The organism is Nocardioides sp. BE266, assembly GCF_031457855.1.
In the GTDB taxonomy this organism is placed as follows: domain Bacteria; phylum Actinomycetota; class Actinomycetes; order Propionibacteriales; family Nocardioidaceae; genus Nocardioides.
In genome coordinates this window covers 22,246-36,453 of the sequence record NZ_JAURTI010000010.1, presented here as the reverse complement: position 1 = coordinate 36,453, position 14,208 = coordinate 22,246, and the positions used below count along the sequence as shown (strand labels likewise).

General features: G+C 74.5%; 15 protein-coding genes and 1 riboswitch. Of the genes, 4 read left to right on the top strand and 11 right to left on the bottom strand.

Features of this window, described 5'->3' with window-relative positions; genetic code table 11:
* Positions 1-4: 4 nt before the first annotated feature.
* From J2X46_RS21995 to J2X46_RS21980, 4 genes are all read right to left on the bottom strand, one after another.
* A complete protein-coding gene (locus J2X46_RS21995; protein WP_310254398.1) occupies positions 5-133 on the bottom strand; it encodes a hypothetical protein in 129 nt (42 codons plus the stop codon).
* Entirely contained in the window at positions 130-510 is a 381-nt protein-coding gene (locus J2X46_RS21990; RefSeq protein ID WP_310254397.1) for a (2Fe-2S) ferredoxin domain-containing protein, read from the bottom strand. The genes J2X46_RS21995 and J2X46_RS21990 overlap by 4 nt, the downstream gene beginning before the upstream one ends.
* 52 nt (positions 511-562) lie before the next feature.
* A riboswitch (cobalamin riboswitch) is annotated at positions 563-691 on the bottom strand.
* An 18-nt stretch (positions 692-709) separates the two neighbouring features.
* A complete protein-coding gene (locus J2X46_RS21985; RefSeq protein ID WP_310254395.1) occupies positions 710-1,480 on the bottom strand; it encodes an inositol monophosphatase family protein in 771 nt (256 codons plus the stop codon).
* Positions 1,477-2,943, bottom strand: a complete 1,467-nt coding sequence (locus J2X46_RS21980; RefSeq protein ID WP_310254393.1) for a protein adenylyltransferase SelO family protein — start codon at positions 2,941-2,943, stop codon at positions 1,477-1,479. Before J2X46_RS21980 ends, J2X46_RS21985 begins: the two co-directional genes overlap by 4 nt.
* A 40-nt stretch (positions 2,944-2,983) precedes the next feature.
* Here J2X46_RS21980 and J2X46_RS21975 point away from each other — a divergent pair, with 40 nt between their 5' ends.
* Positions 2,984-3,397 (top strand): GFA family protein, encoded by a 414-nt coding sequence (locus tag J2X46_RS21975; RefSeq protein ID WP_310254391.1) that lies wholly within the window; start codon positions 2,984-2,986, stop codon positions 3,395-3,397.
* Between the two features lie 22 nt (positions 3,398-3,419).
* Here J2X46_RS21975 and J2X46_RS21970 read toward each other — a convergent pair whose 3' ends face one another.
* Positions 3,420-4,985 (bottom strand): peptide chain release factor 3, encoded by a 1,566-nt coding sequence (locus J2X46_RS21970; RefSeq protein ID WP_310254389.1) that lies wholly within the window; start codon positions 4,983-4,985, stop codon positions 3,420-3,422.
* Between the two features lie 61 nt (positions 4,986-5,046).
* Here J2X46_RS21970 and J2X46_RS21965 point away from each other — a divergent pair, with 61 nt between their 5' ends.
* Together J2X46_RS21965 and J2X46_RS21960 are read left to right on the top strand one after the other, a co-directional pair.
* Positions 5,047-5,394: a DNA polymerase ligase N-terminal domain-containing protein gene (locus J2X46_RS21965; protein WP_310254387.1), complete on the top strand. Its 348-nt coding sequence runs from the start codon at positions 5,047-5,049 to the stop codon at positions 5,392-5,394.
* On the top strand, positions 5,395-6,411 hold the full coding sequence (locus J2X46_RS21960; protein ID WP_310254385.1) for a PASTA domain-containing protein: 1,017 nt from the start codon (positions 5,395-5,397) through the stop codon (positions 6,409-6,411). It abuts the gene before it with no gap.
* Positions 6,412-6,622: 211 nt separating this feature from the next.
* Here J2X46_RS21960 and J2X46_RS21955 read toward each other — a convergent pair whose 3' ends face one another.
* Genes J2X46_RS21955 through J2X46_RS21940 form a run of 4 tightly spaced genes read right to left on the bottom strand, consistent with a single transcriptional unit; the run spans position 6,623 to position 9,229 of the window.
* Positions 6,623-7,333 (bottom strand): DUF4386 family protein, encoded by a 711-nt coding sequence (locus tag J2X46_RS21955; protein ID WP_310254383.1) that lies wholly within the window; start codon positions 7,331-7,333, stop codon positions 6,623-6,625.
* 30 nt (positions 7,334-7,363) lie between these two features.
* The gene (locus J2X46_RS21950; RefSeq protein WP_310254381.1) at positions 7,364-8,308 is read right to left on the bottom strand and encodes an NAD-dependent epimerase/dehydratase family protein; all 945 of its coding nucleotides are present in this window, start codon (positions 8,306-8,308) and stop codon (positions 7,364-7,366) included.
* 28 nt (positions 8,309-8,336) lie between these two features.
* Complete coding sequence (locus tag J2X46_RS21945) at positions 8,337-8,894, bottom strand: hypothetical protein (RefSeq protein ID WP_310254379.1); 558 nt, start codon at positions 8,892-8,894, stop codon at positions 8,337-8,339.
* Positions 8,895-8,917: 23 nt separating this feature from the next.
* Positions 8,918-9,229 carry a hypothetical protein gene (locus tag J2X46_RS21940; protein ID WP_310254377.1) on the bottom strand — a complete coding sequence of 104 codons (312 nt, stop codon included), beginning with the start codon at positions 9,227-9,229 and terminating at the stop codon, positions 8,918-8,920.
* A gap of 79 nt (positions 9,230-9,308) precedes the next feature.
* On the opposite strand from J2X46_RS21940, the gene J2X46_RS21935 reads away from it, so the two are divergent.
* On the top strand, positions 9,309-12,113 hold the full coding sequence (locus J2X46_RS21935) for a BTAD domain-containing putative transcriptional regulator (RefSeq protein ID WP_310254375.1): 2,805 nt from the start codon (positions 9,309-9,311) through the stop codon (positions 12,111-12,113).
* Here the strand turns inward: J2X46_RS21935 and J2X46_RS21930 are convergent.
* Both J2X46_RS21930 and J2X46_RS21925 read right to left on the bottom strand, forming a co-directional pair.
* A complete protein-coding gene (locus J2X46_RS21930; protein WP_310254374.1) occupies positions 12,106-13,356 on the bottom strand; it encodes a divalent metal cation transporter in 1,251 nt (416 codons plus the stop codon). The genes J2X46_RS21935 and J2X46_RS21930 overlap by 8 nt on opposite strands.
* Complete coding sequence (locus tag J2X46_RS21925; protein WP_310254372.1) at positions 13,353-14,195, bottom strand: PRC-barrel domain-containing protein; 843 nt, start codon at positions 14,193-14,195, stop codon at positions 13,353-13,355. The genes J2X46_RS21930 and J2X46_RS21925 overlap by 4 nt, the downstream gene beginning before the upstream one ends.
* Positions 14,196-14,208 lie beyond the last annotated feature (13 nt).

Here is a 14,208-nt window from a genome sequence, read left to right as displayed (position 1 = left end):
CCGGTCACGCCCCGTCGTGCAGCCGGCGGGTCCAGGCCGGGTCGTAGTCGGGGTGCGTCCCGTAGCCGACGAGCAGGATGTGGCCGGCACCGCGACGTCCGGCCGGGACGGGGGAGGCGCCTGCGCGGCTCACAGGACCACCGCATCCGGCGTGGGACGGAACGGGGACCGGCGCAGGCTCTCGGGGAGGTCTGCGACGCCCGGCCCTCCGGCACCGACCCAGTCGGCGATCGCCGAGGTTTCGTGCCGTCCGTTGAGCCGGCCGAGCCAGACGGGGCGGGCGCCCGAGCGTCGGGCCTCCCGCGACGGGCTGACCACGACGACGTCGGAGCGTTCGCAGGGTCCGAGGCAGTCGGTGACCCGCAGCGTCGCGCGGTCGCCGAGCATCGTGCGCAGGGCGTCGAGCCGGGCGGCGTGGTCGACGCCGGGTCGCTTCTTCGTGGTGCCGCAGCAGCAGCCGCGGCAGACCGTGACGGTCGGGCGGTCGCCCGTGGGCAGGGGTGCGTCCATTCGTGCAGCGCTCCATCTCTCGTGGAATCGTCAGGTGTGCATGGGACGCAGGCGGTCTCCTGACTCCTGGGTCGAGCGCTGTTCCCGGCCTTCCCGGACCTGACGGTCCAGTGGCGTCGTCGGGCGCAGCTCCCCAGTCACAGTGGCGAGGACCGTGTCGGGCTTGCACCGACTTCCCGGTCTGCGTCTCGCGGGGAGTCTACGGGCGGTGCCGGGCGACGAGCTGCAGGAGGGTCGCGTGGGTCTCGGCATCCGCGGCGGCGACGAGACCGGGGCCGGTGTGGACGGGTGCTCCGTCGAAGTCGCTGACCACGACGCCGGGCGCTGCCTCGCACAGGGCGATGCCCGGCGTGAAGTGCAGGCTGCCCTCGAGGCGACCGTCGGTGACGTACGCCAGTCGCCGCCCGGCCGCCACCCAGGCGAGTGCGAGCGTGGTGGACTCCACCCGCGGCGCGAACGTCGCCCGGAAATCGGGGTCGGCGGCGAGCTGGGCACCGACGAACGGGCGGTCGAGCGGACCGTCGGCGTTGATGTTCACCAGTCGGTTGGCGGGCGCAGCGTGCTCACGGCCCAGGACGCCGAAGGCACCGTCGTCGGCCCAGTAGACCTCGCCGCTCGGCGGGTGGGCGACCGCCGCGACACTCGTCGAGCCGCCGACGACCAGGGCGACGTTGACCGAGAACAGGGGAGTGAAGGCGGCGAAGTTGAGGGTGCCGCACAGCGGATCGACCAGCCAGGTGCGGTCCCGCGCACCGCTCACCTCGCCCAGCTCCTCGCCGACGAAGGCGTCGTCGGGGCGGGCGGCACGGATCACGTCGAGGATCGCCTGCTCGGCCTCGACGTCGGCGGCGGTCGCGAAGTCGGTGGCCGACTTGGCCTGTCGGGTGAGCTCGGAGCCGTACATCCGCTGCAGCACGGCCGCTCCCGCACGCGCCGCGCGGACGGCGACGTCGAGGTCGGTGTCGCTCACGTGCCGCAGAAGGTCTGGTAGCCGGTGCCGAAGGACTCCGGCGCGGGCTCGGCGAAGCGCTCCTGCCCCGGGCGGACGTCGTACGGCTGCGAGAGGACGTCGAGGAGCTGGTTCAGCGGCGCGAGGTCGCCGTCGGTGCCGGCCGCCAGCGCCTCCTCGACGAGGTGGTTGCGAGGGACGTAGGCCGGGTTGACCCGGTCCATCGCCGCCGCGTCGGGGGAGAGCGCCAGCCAGCGCTCCGCCCAGGCGTCGTACGCCGCCAGGTCGAGCACGAGCCCACGCGCGGGTGCGGCGTCACCGCGGGCCGCGTCACCGAGGCCGCGGAAGAACGACGTGTGGTCGACGTGGTTGTCGCGCATGAGCGTGACGAGGTCGGCCACGAGCGCCGAGGTGACGGCGTCGGCCAGGCCCTCGGGCAGGCCGAGCTTCGCGTGCATGCCCGCCTTCCACGCGTCGGAGTAGAGGTCGCGGAACTTCTCGAGCGAGGCCACGGCGAGGGCCACCGCGTCGTCCTGCTCGTCGGCGAGGAGGGGGAGGAGCGCCTCGGCGAAGCGGGCGAGGTTCCACTCCGCGACGACCGGCTGGTTGCCGTAGGCGTAGCGGCCGCCGGTGTCGATCGAGCTGAAGACGGTCGCCGGGTCGAAGGCGTCGATGAAGGCGCACGGGCCGTAGTCGATGGTCTCGCCCGAGATGGTCATGTTGTCGGTGTTCATCACGCCGTGGACGAAGCCGACGAGCATCCACTGGGCGACCAGCGACGCCTGGGCTGCCACCACGGCCTCGAAGAGGGCGAGGTGGGGCTGCTCGGCGTCGGCCGCCTCGGGATGGTGCCGCGCGATGGCGTGGTCGGCGAGCCGGCGGAGCAGGTCGAGGTCGTCGGTGGCGCGGGCGTACTGGAAGGTCCCGACCCGCAGGTGGCTGCTCGCGACCCGCGCGAGGACGGCGCCGGGCAGCACGACCTCGCGGTGCACCTCGCGGCCGGTCGCGACGACAGCCAGCGACCTGGTCGTGGGGATGCCGAGGGCGTGCATCGCCTCGCTGATTACGTACTCGCGCAGCATCGGGCCCACGGCGGCGTAGCCGTCACCGCCCCGGGAGAACGGCGTACGGCCCGAGCCCTTGAGGTGCAGGTCGCGCAGGCGCCCTTCACCGTCGCCGAGCTCGCCGAGCAGCAGCGCGCGGCCGTCTCCGAGGCGCGGCGAGTAGCCGCCGAACTGGTGGCCGGCGTAGGCCTGGGCCACCGGGGTCGCGCCCTCGGGGACGCGGGTGCCGGTCAGCAGCCCGACGCCGTCGGCGGTGCGCAGCCAGTCGGGGTCCAGGCCGAGGTCGCTCGCGAGGGCGTCGTTGAGCACGAGCGGGCGCGGCTCGGGCACCTCGGCGGCCTGCCAGGGGAGGGCCAGCTCGGGGAGGTCGTCGGCGTACTGGTGGCCGAGGTCGACGGCCGGGACCACGCGCGTGTTCACGTCGTCGACGATACGGGCCCCGGCGTAGCAGGATCGCGCCATGTCGTCAGATGCCCCTCCGGCTCGCGGCCGCTGCCTGTGCGGTGCCGTGGCGTACGCCGTCACCGGGCCGCTGCGGCCGGTGGTCAACTGCCACTGCGAGCGGTGTCGCCGGTTCACCGGGCACCACATGGCGGCGACGTCCGCCGCGCTGGCCGACCTCTCGCTCACCGACCCCGGTGGCGACCTGGCCTGGTACGCCGTCGACGGCGCGGCGTACGGCTCCTGCCGCCGGTGCGGGTCGTCGTTGTTCTGGCGAGCCGACGACGCACCGGAGCGGTGGTCGATCTGCGCGGGCACGCTGGACCCGCCGACGGGGCTGACGACAGTCGAGGCGTGGTGGGTGTCGCAGGCCAGCGACTACGCGACGCGGCCCGACCTGCCCGAGCGCGCCACCGAGTTACCCAGCGTCTGATCCAGCGTCTGAGGCAGCGTGGTCAGGCGCCGCCGGCGGGCAGCGCCTCGAGCATGATCTCGGGGTTGTCGCGCGCGGTGACCTGGGCACGCCACTGGTCGACGAACAGCGCGAGGTGCGTGCCGTCGCTGCGCTGGAGGACCTCGACACCGCGCTTGCCGGCGAGGGCGGCGGCGCCGGCGGCGTCGGTGCGGCGGGCGACCTGGTAGTCGAGCCGGGAGAAGCGGATGGGCGAGTTGAACTCGTTGGTCATCCGGTCCTCGACGACCTCGAACTGCATGGGGCCGACGGCGGCGAGGACCGGGTTCTGGTCGCCGCGCAGGTCGGAGCGCAACACCTGCACCACGCCCTCCTGGTCGAGCTGCTCGATCCCGCGGCGGAACTGCTTGTAGCGACCGATGTCGCCGGCGCTCGCGGTCACGAAGTGCTCGGGCGCGAAGCTCGGGACCGGTGGGTACTCGATGGCGTCGCCGACGTACACCGTGTCACCGACCCGCAGCGCCTGGGCGTTGACGAAGCCGATCACGTCGCCCGGCTCGGCGGTCTCGATCACGGTCGTGTCGCGGCCGAAGACCGACTGGGCGAACTTCGTGGTGAAGGGGCGGCCCGTCGTGGCGTGGGTGACGACCATGCCGCGCTCGAAGGTGCCGGACACGACGCGGGCGTAGGCGAGGCGGTCGCGGTGGGCGTTGTTCATGCCGGACTGCACCTTGAAGACGAACGCGCTGAAGTCGTCGTCCACCTCGCGCACGGTCCCGTCGACGCCCGCGGTGGGGCTGGGGTCCGGGGCGATGTCGAGGAGCAGGTCGAGCAGCTGCGCGACGCCGAAGTTCTGCAGGGCCGACGCGAACATCACCGGGGTGGTCTCGCCGGCGAGGAAGCGGGCCTGGTCGTGGTCGGCCTCGTCGAGGGTGAGCAGCTCGTGCTCCTCCTCCGCGACCTTCCACTGGTGGGCGTCGGTCTCCTCGACCTCGTCGGGCGCCATCCGCTTCTCGGGTGCGCGCGTCGCGCCGCCGGCGGTGCGGGTGTACTTCACGAACTCGCCCGTACGGCGGTCGATCACGCCGCGGAAGTCGCCCGCCTCGCCGACCGGCCAGGTGAGGGGAGTGGGGCGGAGCTTGATCTTCTCCTGGATCAGGTCCATCAGCTCGAGCGCCGACAGGCCGGGGCGGTCCCACTTGTTGATCACCGTGATCACCGGGATGCCGCGGAGCGCGCAGACCTTGAACAGCTTGAGGGTCTGCGGCTCCAGGCCCTTTCCGGCGTCGACCAGCATGACCGCGGAGTCGACGGCGGAGAGCACCCGGTAGGTGTCCTCGGAGAAGTCACTGTGGCCGGGGGTGTCGACGAGGTTGATCACGTGGTCGCGGTAGACGAACTGCAGCGCGGCCGAGGTGATCGAGATGCCGCGCGCCTTCTCCATCGCCATCCAGTCCGACACGGTGGCGCGGCGGTCGCCCTTGCCGTGGACGGCTCCGGCCTCGGTGATCACCCGCGCGTGCAGCGCAAGCGCCTCGGTGAGGGTCGACTTGCCCGCGTCGGGGTGGCTGATGACGGCGAACGTACGGCGGGGGCGGGTGTCGGGCACTGCGTGAATCTACCGGCGAAGGGCCCGCATCACCGACTTCGCGATGGGGCACGATGGCGGCGTGAAGCCACGCTTCGTGCTGCACGACCACCGCAAGCCCCGACCGCACTTCGACCTGCGGCTCGAGGAGGACGGCGTGCTGCGGAGCTGGGCGGTCCCCAAGGGCCTGCCCGACGATCCCGCACACGACCGCCTCGCGGTGGCCGTCGACGACCACGAGCTCGAACACGTCGACTACGAGGACGAGCACAAGTCCATCGCCGACGACGGCACCTGGGAGGAGCACGACCGCAACGACCGGCGCCTCGTCTTCACCCTCCACGGCCGCTCGGGGTCACGCCGCTACGCCCTCATCCACACCGGGGACGAGCAGTGGCTGCTGCACCTCCTGAAGGACCAGGGGCGGTAGATGGACCTCCAGGACTACCGGGATGCGCGCCACCGGAGACTCGTCGAGATGGCGACCGAGCTCGGCGTGCCGGCGGACCGCGCCGCGGCGGTGGTCGACCGCGTCATCGAGGACCAGCGACGCCGCATCCTGCGCTCCGCCGACCCCGACCAGGTCGTCGTACCCGCTCTGCGGGAGGAGGTGCTCGGTCGGCGGTCCCGCGGCCCCTTGCTCGCCGTCGTCGTGCTCGTCGCCGGCGTCGCGGCGGCCTTCGCGGTCGCGATCCTGACCGGACCGCCCGACCGCGAGAAGGTCGAGCGGACGTCCGCGACGGTGCCTGCTCTCCTGGGCCTCACCTCCGCCGAGGCTGTGAGCGAGCTGGGCCGCGCCGGCATCTCGTCGCGGGTCGACCCGGTGCCCCAGTGTGATCCGGCCGGGCAGGTGCTGGGGTCGGTGCCACCGTCCGGCGACACGGTCCGGCTCGACGAGGTGGTGGTCGTCATGGCGACGGCGACCCCGTCGTGGAACTGCCCTGCCGACTCCGCCGCACGCGCCCAGGCGTGGGCCTTCCTGCGCTTCCTCGTCTCCGGCTCGGCCAGCCCGCGCCTCGCACCCGAGGTGCGGCTCTACGTCGACGGCAAGTCGGCCGGGACGGCCGACGGGACCCACGCGGCCGCCGCGCCCGACTGGCGTTGGCGCGTGCGCGACCCCGTCGTGGCCTACGCGGTTCGCCCCGTCGCCAACGACCTCGGACAACCGGTCGTCTCGATCACCAGCGGACCACCACCGCCCACCACCTGCGGCCTCCCCACGACGATCCCCGCCGGTGTCGCTGACGCCCCTACCCGGGTCGTGCTCACGGTCAGCGGTGCCGGCCCTGGCGATGGACCGGATCCAGGGTGCCAGCTCACCATCGACCTCTTCGAGGACGACCACGGAGGCATCGTGGTCGTCTCGCTGACCTTTCCGGGCGGCAGTCGTCTCGGTCCGCCGGCCTGGGTCCTGGCCCGCGACGACCGGGACGCACTCGACGACTGACCGCTGGCGTGCACGGTGGGTGGTCGAGACCGGCTACGCACGAGCGCGGTATCTGTGACGCGCTGTGTACGTCACCACGACCGCAATCGGCTTCGGGCCCACGTGCCGTCATCAGCACGAGCCGCACCTCACCCACCGACAGGCCCTTGGTTTCGACACGCTCGCTGGCGCTCGCTGCTCAACCAGCGGGGGAGCGACTGGCGCTCGCTGCTCAACCGGGGGGCGTGTGGCACGGGCGGCGGGCGAGGACGTACGCGACCAGCAGGAGCCAGAGGCACCAGAGGACGTAGCCGGCGAAGTTGGTGAGCGACGCGGGCTCGAGGAGCGGGATGACGACGCCGGTGGCGATGAGGGCGGCGGCGACGTACCCGAGGCGGGTGAGCCAGCGACCGAGGAGCGTGCGGAGGGCGTAGGCCACGAGAACCGTGAAGGTCGCGGTGAGGGCGTAGCCGACGGTCTCGCCGATCACCTTGCCGAGCACGGTGTGCAGCAGCTCGAAGCGGTCCTCGGCGGCCGCGCGGCGGGCCGGGTCGACGGCGTCGTCGCTGACTCCGGGCACCAGCAGCACCCAGCGCTGGAGGCCGACGACCTGGACGACGGCCGCTCCGATCCCCACCCCAGCGATGAGACGGCCGACGGTCCCGCCGGCGAGCCGGCCGAGCCAGATGCCGGCGGGTGCCATCAGCGCGGCGCTGACGACGAGCACGCCGAACCAGGCGCGCACCGCGGTCTCGTGGTCGCGGTAGAGGGCGAGGATGTCGGCGGTGGGCTCCTCCAGGATCTGGGGGTACTGGAAGATCGAGCCCAGCGCCGTGAAGCCGGCGATGGCGAGCGCCGAGGCGAGGGCGAGGGCTGCGGCGGCACGCCGCGATTCCGTACGACGCTCAGCGCGCGTGGTGGCGTGGGTGGCGGTGCTGGTCATGGCGGGGCTCCTTCGAGGGGTTCAGCGGTTTCAGTGGGCGGGGACGGTGGCGCGGTCGCGGTACCACGCGAGGGTGGTGGCGATCGCCTCGTCGAGCGGGGTGGCGGACAGGCCGAAGGCGCTGCGGAACTTCGCGTCGTCGACGACCCACGGCTCGGAGAACTGGTAGAGCGTGTGGAGGTACTCGCGCATCGCCGGCTGGAACAGCCCGAGCCCGCGGAGCGTCCACGCGCCGGCGGCCATCAGGCGCGGGCGCGTGCCGGCGGCGGCGTACACCGCCTCGACGGTCGCGCGGATGGTGCGCGCCTCGGCGACGGGCAGGTGCCAGACCTCGCCGGTGGCGCCGGGCGCGGTGCCGAGGACGGCGAGCGCGGCGGCGACGTCGGGCGTGTAGGACCAGCTGTGCAGCTGGCGCGGGTCGCCCATCACCTGGGCCGTCTTCCCGCGCAGAGCGGGGCCGAAGACGGTCTCGCCGAGCGCCGAGCGGGTGGCGCCCGGGCCGAAGTAGTCCGAGGCGCGGCCGATCGCGACCTCGACCACGCCGCGGCGGTGCGCGTCGAGCAGCTCCTGGGTCATCGCCGCGCGGGTCGCCGACTTCGACGACGTGGGCCGGGCCGGCATCGTCTCGACGAGCGGGCGACCGCCGGTGCGGCCGTAGGAGTAGAGGTTGTCGAGCACGACGAGGCGGGCGCCGGCCGCCGCGGCTCCGGCGAGGACGCCGCGCTGGAGGGGCGGGAACTCCTCGTCCCAGCGCTCGTAGTTGGGCGCGTTGAGGCAGAAGTAGACGGCGCTCGCGCCGCGGCAGACGCGGGCGGCGAAGTCGGGGTCGGTGGCGTCGCCGCCGACGACCTGCGCGCCCGCGAAGCTGCCCGAGCCCTCGCGGTTGACGGCGACGACGTCGTGGCCGGCGGCGACCAGGGTCTCGACGAGCGGGTGGCCGACCTGGCCGGTCCCGAAGACGATGTGGCGGTCCATGGTGGTGTTCCTCTCAGGGGTGATGGGTTCAGCGGCTGCGGCGCTCGAGGGCGAGCGGCAGCACGGAGGTGAGGACGGCGGCGGTGACCGCGCCGGCCGCGCCGAAGACGGTCCAGTGCCGCTCGACGTCGACGCCGACGGCGGTGGTGAGGGTCCAGCCGAGCGCCCAGACCCCGGCGACGTACGCCGGCCAGGCGGCGGCCGCGGCCCCCAGCCGGCGGGCCAGGACGACGGCCTGCGCGACGCCGACGAGGGCGCCGGAGACGGCTCCCTGCACGGCGAGCTCGCCCGCCGTCGTACCGAACGAGACGGCGGAGCCGCCGACGGCGAGCCCGGCCGCGAGACCGGCGGCGGTGGCGCCGATCCAGGCGAGCGCGGCGGAGCGGTCGAGTCGCAATGCCCAGGCCTGGACGGCGCCGAGGACGGTGCCGGTGACGAGGCCGCCGGCGAGTGCGGGAGCGAGGCCGTCGACGGGGCCGACGAGCAGCATCGCGGCGAGCCCGCCGAGCGGGAAGCCGGTGAAGGAGACGACCCAGCGGAGCACGGTGCGGGTGCTGGATCGGGTGACGGTGGCGGTGGTGGTCATCGGGGCTCCTCGGGGTGGGTGGGTCAGTGCTCGCGGGCGGCCATCCAGGCCGCGAGGAGCTGGTCGGGGTAGTCGGCGAGGTGGTCGCGCACCAGGGCGTCGAACACGTCGTCCCCGGCGGTGAGCCGGGCCTCGGCGAGGGCGACCAGCTGACGGTCGCGGGTGGTGGTGGCGAGGCCGGCCGCGCGGTGGAGCGGCTCGACCGATCCGGTCACGACGGCCGCGGCGACGAGGACGGGGACCGAGCGGGTGTCGGCGGCGGCGGTCCGCACCTGGTCGGCGGCCGCGGGGTCACCGCCGACCAGCCGGCCTAGCAGTGCGTCGGGGTGGGTCATGGCAGGAGCGTGCGCCGGGGCGCTGACGAACCGCTGACGGCTGCTGACGGCAGGGGTCGGGCGGACCTAGTCTCGGGTCGTGCTGACCGTCGGCGTCCTCGGCGTGGTCGAGGCTCGCCGTGACGGCGAGCCGGTGCCGCTGCCTGCCGGGAAGACGACCGAGCTGCTCGCGCGGCTGGCTGTCGAGCCGGGCATCCCGGTCCGGGTCGACGCAATCCTCGAGGACCTGTGGGGCGAGCCGACCGCGCGCAACACCCTGCAGGCGAAGGTCTCGCAGCTGCGCCGGGCGCTGGGACGCGACGTCGTGCTCGGCGTCGACGGCGCCTACGTGCTCGCCCTCGACCCGGTGCGGGTCGACGCCCGCCGGGCCGTCGACCTGTCTGCCGAGGCGCAGGCCGCGGCCCGGGACGGTGACGCAGCGGTCGCCCTCGATCGTGCAGGCGCGGGCGTGGCGCTGTTCCGCGGCGAGGTCCTGGCGGCCGCGGGCGACTGGGCGGCGCCGCACCGGACCCGGCTCGAGGAGACCCGCTGGACGCTGGTCGAGACGCTGATGGCGGCGCGGGTCGACCTGGGCGCCGGCGCGGACGTCGTCGCCGAGCTGGAGGCGCTGGTCGCCGAGCAGCCGCTGCGCGAGGGGCTCTGGGCGTCGCTGGTCACCGCGCTCTACCGGGCCGGCCGGCAGGGCGACGCGCTGGCGGCGTACGACCGGGTGCGGCGGCACCTCGCCGACGAGCTCGGGATCGACCCCGGGCCCGAGCTGCGGGCACTCGAGGTAGGCGTGCTGCGGCAGGACGCCACCCTCGGGTCCGGCGGCCGCGACGAGCCGGCGCGGCCAGGCAACGTGGGCGCCGCCCCGCAGCCACTGGTCGGTCGGACCTCGGAGCTGGCGGTGGTCGAAGGGGTCGACGGACGGCTCGTGACCCTCGTCGGCCCGGCCGGCGTCGGCAAGACCCGGCTGGCGACGGAGGTGGCCCTGCGGTCGTCGTACCCGGGTGGCGCGTGGCTGGTGCGCCTCGAGGCGGTCGACGGCACCGCCGACCTCGAGCAGGTGGTCGCCGAGACCCTGCGCGTCGGCAGCGGACCGACCGCGCTGATCGACCGGCTGGAGGGCGCCGAGACGTTGCTGGTGCTCGACAACTGCGAGCACGTCGTCATGGAGGCGGCCCACCTGGTCGAGGGTCTGCTCGCGCGCGTCTCACGCCTCGCGGTGCTCGCCACCAGCCAGGTGCCGCTGGGGCTCGCTGAGGAGCACCTCGTGCCGCTGGCTCCCATGCCACCGGAGGACTCGGTAGCCCTCTTCGAGCAGCGGGCCCGGCACCACCGGCCCACGTTCGCGGTCGACGGCGAGCACGCCGAGGCCGTCGCCCAGGTGTGCGCGACCCTCGACCACCTGCCGCTGGCCATCGAGCTCGCTGCAGCGCGGGTGCGCTCGCTGCCGGTCGAGGACATCGCGCGCCGGCTCGACGACCGCTTCGCATTGCTTCGCGACCCGGGCAGCCACGCGCCCGAACGTCGCCGCGCGCTCGACGCCGCGATCGGGTGGAGCTACGAACTGCTGTTCCCCGACGACCAGCGCGTGCTGTGGGCGCTGTCGTGCTTCGCCGACGGTGCGTGCGTGGCCGCGCTCGAGGCGGTGACGGAGTCGCTCGGCGTGCCGCCCGATGCCTTCGCCGACACCGTGACCCGGCTGGTCGACCGGTCGCTGGTCCGGCTCGACGACGGCGCGACACCGCGCTACCGGATGCTCGACAGCGTGCGCGCCTTCTCGTCGGCCCGTCTGGCGGAGACCGGCGACGAACCGGTCGCCCGGGCAGCCCACGTCGGCTGGTACGCCGACCGCGCAGCGCGGTGCGCCGACGTCGTCCGCTCCGCCGAGCAGGCGGGCTGCGTGGCCTTCGCGCGCGACGAGCGCGCCGACCTCGACGGGGCCGTGGCGTGGGCGCTCGTGCACGACCCGCCGCTCGCGGCGCGGATCGGGCTGGGCATGGCGTGGACGTGGATCGTGCTCGGCGACGGCACCGCAGGCGCCGCCCGGATCCGGGCCGTGCTCGACGCGGCCGGCTCCGACGGGGAACGCGCGCGCGGGGGCCTGGCGGCGGCCTGGCTGGAGAGCTCGGCGGGCGACCTCGCCCTCGCCCGCGCGGACCTCGACTCCGCTGCGGCGCTCGCCGCGACCCTCGACGACGCCCTGCTGGCGGCCGACGTCCACTGGCACGCCGCGTTCGTGGCGATCCAGGAGGGCCGCCCCGACGTGGTGCTCGGGGAGTCGGCCTCGGCCCTGACGTCGTACCGCAGCAGGGGGACGGACTGGTCGGTGGCCTCGGCGCTGCTGCTGTCGGCCTACGGCTCCCTGATGGTGGGCGACGTCGCCACCGCGCGGGCCGCTGCGGCCGAGGCGCAGGGGATCCTCGACGAGGTCGACGATGCGTGGGGGCAGACCCACGCGCAGGGCATCCTGGCCGGGATCGCGGAGGCGACGGGGCGGTCCGCCGAGGCCGCAACCGCCTTCGCCGGCGCGGCTGACGCGGCCGCGCGGCTCGGCTTCACGGGCCAGGCGGCGCTCCACCGGGCGTCGTGGGCGCGCTGCCTGGCGGCCGGCGGCGACGACGGCGCCCGCGAGGCACACGAACGAGCGCTCGCCGAGGCCAGTGCTGTGGGCGACGGGCGCCTCGCTGCGTCCGTCCGACTCCACCTCGCCCAGCTGCTCCGGGCGTCGGGCGAGCACGACCGGGCGCTCGCGCTGCTGCGGCAGAACCAGCGGTGGTACGCCGCCGCGGGCGGAGGCGACCTCGAGGAGCTGAACGCGGCCGAGCTGGCCTCGGTGGCCGGCGAGGTCGTCGGTCCGGAGGACGCGATGGAGCACACGCGCGACCGGCTCAGGTGATCGCGAGCCCGGCGAGCGCCACCACGCAGAGGGCGACGAAGCCGATGACCACGCCGTAGGCGATCGAGGCGCCGCGAGTGGCGACCTGGTCGCCCATCACCTCGGGGTCGCTGGCGAGGCGGTGCATGAGGACGAGCAGCGGGAGCAGGAGCACCGCGTTGAGGACCTGCGTGAGGACGAGGACGGGCACCAGCGGCACCCCGGGCAGGAGGACGATGCCGGCCGCCGTGGCGGTGACGAGCACGAACGTCGAGTAGAACACCGGGGCCCGGGCGAAGCCGTCGTCGAGCGCGCCCTCGGAGCCCAGGAACTCGCACACCGAGTAGGCCGTCGAGAGCGGGAGGATCGCAGCGGCGAGCACGGCGGCCCCGATGAGGCCGGTCGCGAAGAGGGCGCTCGCGAAGCTCCCCGCGAGCGGCTCGAGGGCGCTCGCGGCGTCGGCCGACGACTCGATGGTGATGCCTGCGGCGTGGAGGGTCTCCGCGCACGTCACGACCACGAAGAACCCGATCACCCCGGTGAGCACCGAGCCGGTGACGACGTCGACGCGCTCGTAGGTGAGGTCGGCGGCGGTCAGCCTCTTGTCGACCGCGTAGGACTGGATGAAGCTCAGGCCCCACGGCGCCAGCGTGGTCCCGACGACGGCGACCACCACGGTCCAGGCGTCGCGGTCGAGCGGCACGGTGGGCACCACGAGTCCAGCCGCGGCGCGGCCCCAGTGCGGCCCCACCGCGACGCCGGCCGCGACGTAGGTCAGGAACACCGCGGCCAGGGCCATGAAGAGGTGCTCGACCCGGTGGAAGCTGCCGCGCAGGACCAGCACCGTCACGCCGACCGCGACCACGGGCACCGAGACGTGGCGGGGGACGCCGAAGAGCTCGAAGCCCGCCGCGACACCGGCCAGCTCGGCGCACGCGGTGCCCAGGTTGGCCAGGAGGAGCAGCAGCATCGCCACACTCCCCGTGCGCACGCCGAACCTGCTGCGCACCAGCCCGACGAGCCCCTGTCCGGTGGCGACGCCCATGCGCGCGCCGAGGTCGTGGAAGAGCACCAGCGCGACCGTCGACAGCAGCAGGACCCAGAGCAGCTGGTAGCCGTACGACGCGCCCACGATGGAGTACGTCGTGATGCCGGCGGGGTCGTCGTCGGAGAGCCCGGCGAGCAGTCCGGGCCCGACGACCGCCGCGAGGACGGCCATCCGGCTGCGCCGGAGGGGGTGCGCGGGTGCCTCCTGGGTGCTCATGCGTGTTCCTCCGGCGGCCGGTGAACCCGCCACCCGCGGGTGCGGCGCAGGCGGCGCGGGAGGGGTGCGGAGGCGGCATGGCCGAGGCGGTCGAGGGTCTGCGCGTGCTCGCCCGTCGCCGCCTCGGTGAGGCGTCGGCGCTCGTCGTGGCGGAGCGCCCGGACGAGGTGGAGCGCCGTGCTCGGGTGGGCGTGGTGCAGGGCGGCGACTGCGTGAGCCGGCTCCACCGCGCGGATCACGTCGGCGCCGGCATCGGTGGTCAGCCGCCCCAGCAGGTGGGCCAGCCCGCGCGCGTCCAGGCTGCGGAACCCAGCATCGTCGGCGGTGAGCTGCACGGCGTGCCCGCGCGGGGAGGTGAGGTGGAGGTGGTCCCAGCCGAGCGGCGCCGACGTCCGGCCACGCCGCATCGCGCGGGGGAGGAGGCGGCGTACCAGCCCCGCCGCACCGAGGTCGACGCCGAGCACCTCGAGCCCCGTGCCGGCGGGACGCAGCACCACGTCGGAGACCCGGGCCAGCCGGTGCCCGTGGAGGTCGACCACCTGGGTGTCCACCACGTCGCGCCACAGCAGCAGCTCCGCATCCTCGAGCGCCGGACGCCCGGGATCCACCGGAGCGCCGTCGTCGGTCGTCACCACCCCGCCCGCGGGGTCGACCGCGACGGCGTCGTACGGCACCAGCCGTGCAGCGGCCCGCGACTCCCGCACCAGGAGCCGGCGCACCTCCGGATGGGTGGTCCCGAGGGTGACCGTCAGGTCCGCCACCCGCCCGACGCGTGCGCCCGTCGGCGTACGCGCCGGCGCGCCGACCAGGTCGGAGAGGACCAGCAGCTCGTCTCCCACGACCCCATCGCAC